The following is a 3,596-nucleotide window of genomic DNA, read 5'->3' on the forward strand; positions in this document are numbered from 1 at the left end:
TGGGTGCCGTTGGTTCATGGTGGCCGGGTGGTGGTGGCGCCGCCTGGTCGGGTCGGTGCGGATGTGATCGGGGCTGCGGATCTGTCGGCGGTGCACGTGACCGCCGGCCTGTTCGCGGTGATCGCGGAGGAGCAGCCGCAGGCGTTGGCGCATGTCGGTGAGGTGCTGACCGGTGGTGATGTGGTGCCGGTCGGCGCGGTCGTGCGGGTGATGGCGGCCAATCCGGGGGTGCGGGTGCGGCATTTGTACGGTCCGACCGAGACGACTCTGTGTGCGACGACGTTTGTGTTGGAGCCGGGTGCGGTGGTGCCTTCGGTGTTGCCGATCGGTCGTCCTCGGGACAACATGCGGGTGTTCGTGCTGGATGAGTTTTTGCAGCCGGTTCCGTTGGGTGTGACCGGTGAGCTGTATGTCGCGGGTGGTGGTTTGGCCCGTGGCTATACGGGGCTGGCGGGGTTGACGGCGGAGCGGTTCGTGGCGTGTCCGTTCGGTGGTGGGCGGATGTATCGCACCGGTGATCTGGCTCGCTGGAACGGTGACGGGAACCTGGTGTTCGCGGGTCGTGTCGATGATCAGGTGAAGATTCGTGGGTTCCGGGTGGAGCCGGGTGAGGTGGAGGCGGTGCTGGCCGCGCATCCGGCGGTGCGTCAGGTGGCGGTTTTGGCCCGGGATCAGCGGCTGGTCGCCTATGTGGTGGGTGAGCTGGCGGGTCTGCGTGAGCATGTCGCGGGGTTGCTGCCGGAGTATCTGGTGCCGTCGGTCTTCGTCGAGTTGGACGAGTTGCCGTTGACGGTGAACGGGAAGGTGGACCGGGGCGCGTTGCCGGCTCCGGAGGTCGGGTTCGAGTCTGGTGGGCGGGCTGCGGCGACGCCGACGGAGGAGATCCTGTGCGGTCTGTTCGCGGAGATCCTCGGTCGTGATGCGGTTCCGGCTGATGTGTCCTTCTTCGAGCTGGGCGGGGACAGCCTCGCGGCGATGCGCCTGGTGGCCCGGATCCGCGCGGTCCTCGGTGCCGAGGTCAGCGTGCCGGTCTTCTTCCGAACGCCGACCGTGGCCGGCGTGGCCCGGACCGTGGCGACCCTGACCGGCGACCCGCGGCCCGCGCTCACCGCCCGGGCCCGGCCCGACGTGCTGCCGCTCTCCTACGCCCAGCAGCGGATGTGGTTCCTCAACCGCATCGAGGACTCCCGTGGCGCGACCTACAACCTGCCGCTCACCCTCAGGATGACCGGCGAACTGGACATCGCGGCGCTGGAGACCGCCCTGGGCGACGTGGCCGACCGGCACGAGAGCCTGCGTACCGTCTTCCCGGAGGGCGAGGGCGGCGTGCCCCGGCAGCGGATCCTCGACGGTTCGGCCGGCCGCCCGGCGCTGCTGCTGGTCGAGGCCATCGAGTCCGAGCTGCCGGAGTTGCTGGCGGGGCAGGCCCACCGCGGCTTCGACCTCGCCGTCGAGCTGCCGTGGCGGGCCTGGGTGGTGCGCGTCGGGCCCACGGAGCACGTGCTGCTGCTGGTGGCGCATCACATCGCGGTGGACGGCTGGTCGATGGGCGTGATCGGCAGGGAGATCGCCGCCGCGTACACGGCCCGCCACCAGGGCGCCGCCCCCGGCTGGGCGCCGTTGCCGGTGCAGTACGCCGACTACGCCCTCTGGCAGCGCGAGGTCCTCGGCGACCTGGACGACCCGGAGAGCCTGATCACCGGCCAGCTGGACCACTGGCGGGAGGAGCTCGCCGACGCCCCGCAGGAGCTGGTCCTGCCGACCGATCGCCCGCGCCCCGCGGTGTCGTCGTTCCGGGGCGGTTCGGTGCCGGTCGAGGTGGGCGCCGAGGCGCACGCCCGCCTGCTCGACGTGGCCCGGGTGGGCGGGGCGACCCTCTTCATGGTGACGCAGACGGCCCTGGCGGTGCTGCTCTCCCGGCTCGGCGCGGGCACCGACATCCCGATCGGCACGGCGACGGCGGGCCGGGGCGACGCTGCGCTGGACGATCTGGCCGGTTTCTTCGTCAACACGCTGGTGCTGCGGACGCGATGGGAGGGAGACCCTACCTTCAGTGAGCTGCTCGGCCGGGTGCGGGAGACGGATCTGGCGGCGTACGCGCATCAGGATCTGCCGTTCGAGAAGCTGGTCGAGGTGCTCAACCCGGAGCGCTCGCTGGCGCGCAACCCGCTCTTCCAGGTCATGTTCGCGCTGCAGAACCTGACCCGGGGCGAGGGCGGCTGGCGGCTTCCCGGCCTTCAGGTCCAGCCGCTCGTCGCCGAGGGCCAGGCGTCGGCCGCCAAGTTCGACCTGTCGGTGACGCTGGGTGAGCGCCGCGCGGAGGACGGAACTCCGGCCGGCCTGCACGGCGAGATCCAGTTCGCCGCGGACCTGTTCGACGAGGAGACCGCGCAGTCCATCGCCGACCGCCTGGCTCGGGTCCTGGAACAGATCGCCGCCGATCCCTCTCGCCACGTGAGTGAGATCGCGGTCCTGACGCCGACCGAGCGTGATCTGGTGGTGTCGTCGCCTTCCGGCACCCCTGTCGGGGTGTCTTTCCTGGAGCGTTTTGCTGTTCAGGATCGGTCGGCTTTAGCTTTGCGTTTCGGTTCTTCTTCTCTCTCGTACGGTGTTCTGGACGCGCGTGCGAATGCTCTGGCCTCGCGTTTGACCGACTTGGGCATCGGTGTCGAGGACCGGGTCGGTATCTGTCTGCCTCGCGGCATCGACGTGATCGTCGCTCAGTTGGCGGTGTGGAAGGCCGGTGCGGCGTGGGTGCCGCTTGATCTTGCGTATCCGCAGGATCGTCTCGATTTCATCGTTGCTGATGCGGGTGTGCGTGCGGTCATCGGTGACCGTCCGTTCGGTGATCTGCCGTTGCTGGTCCCGGACGATGCCGAGTCGTCGCAGGAGTTCCCGCTGCCGGCCGGTAACCACCTGGCTTACGTGATTTACACGTCGGGTTCGACGGGTCGTCCGAAGGGTGTGGCGGTCGAGCACGCGAGTGTCGCCGCGTTGATCGATGGTATGGGTCCGGTTCTGGGCCTGGGTGAGACGGTGTTGCAGTTCGCGGCGTTCAGTTTCGACGCGGCGGTGTTGGACTTGGCGGTGACGTTGGGTTCGGGTGGCACGTTGGTGATCGCTTCGGCGGAGGAGCGCACCGATCCTGCGCTGCTGGCCGAGATGATCCGTTCGTCGGGGGTGACGGCCGCGAGTGTGGTGCCGTCCCTGCTCTCGGTCCTCGACCCGGCGGCGGTGCCGGGTGTCGCGAACTGGGTGCTGGGCGCCGAGCGGCTGAGTGCCGACTTGGCGAATCGGTGGCTGTCTCAGGCGGTGGTGTGGAACACCTATGGTCCGACTGAGGACACGGTGATCACGACAGCGGTGCGGCTCTCTCCTGGTGAGGGTGCGCCGCCGATCGGTGTCCCGATCGCTCATGAGCGAGTGTTCGTTCTGGACGAGTTCCTGCAGCCGGTCCCGCCCGGTGTGACGGGCGAGGTCTATATCGAGGGTCTGGGTGTTGCTCGCGGTTATGTCGCTCGTCCGGGGATGACGGCGTCACGGTTTGTGGCGTGTCCGTTCGGTGGTGGGCGGATGTATCGCACCGGTGACCTGGC

The 3,596-nt window shown here is 69.1% G+C and carries 1 protein-coding gene and 1 pseudogene; both read left to right on the plus strand.

The features are described from left to right. Window positions 1-33 precede the first annotated feature (33 nt). Window positions 34-381: pseudogene (locus AB0M08_RS47250) on the plus strand (AMP-binding protein); the annotation flags it as partial. 120 nt (window positions 382-501) lie between these two features. After that, window positions 502-3,596: amino acid adenylation domain-containing protein (locus tag AB0M08_RS47255; protein ID WP_364508866.1), on the plus strand; the 3,095-nt coding region annotated here is incomplete at its 3' end.

Origin of the sequence: Actinoplanes sp. NPDC051851, assembly GCF_040681165.1 — a bacterium.
Classification (GTDB): domain Bacteria; phylum Actinomycetota; class Actinomycetes; order Mycobacteriales; family Micromonosporaceae; genus Actinoplanes.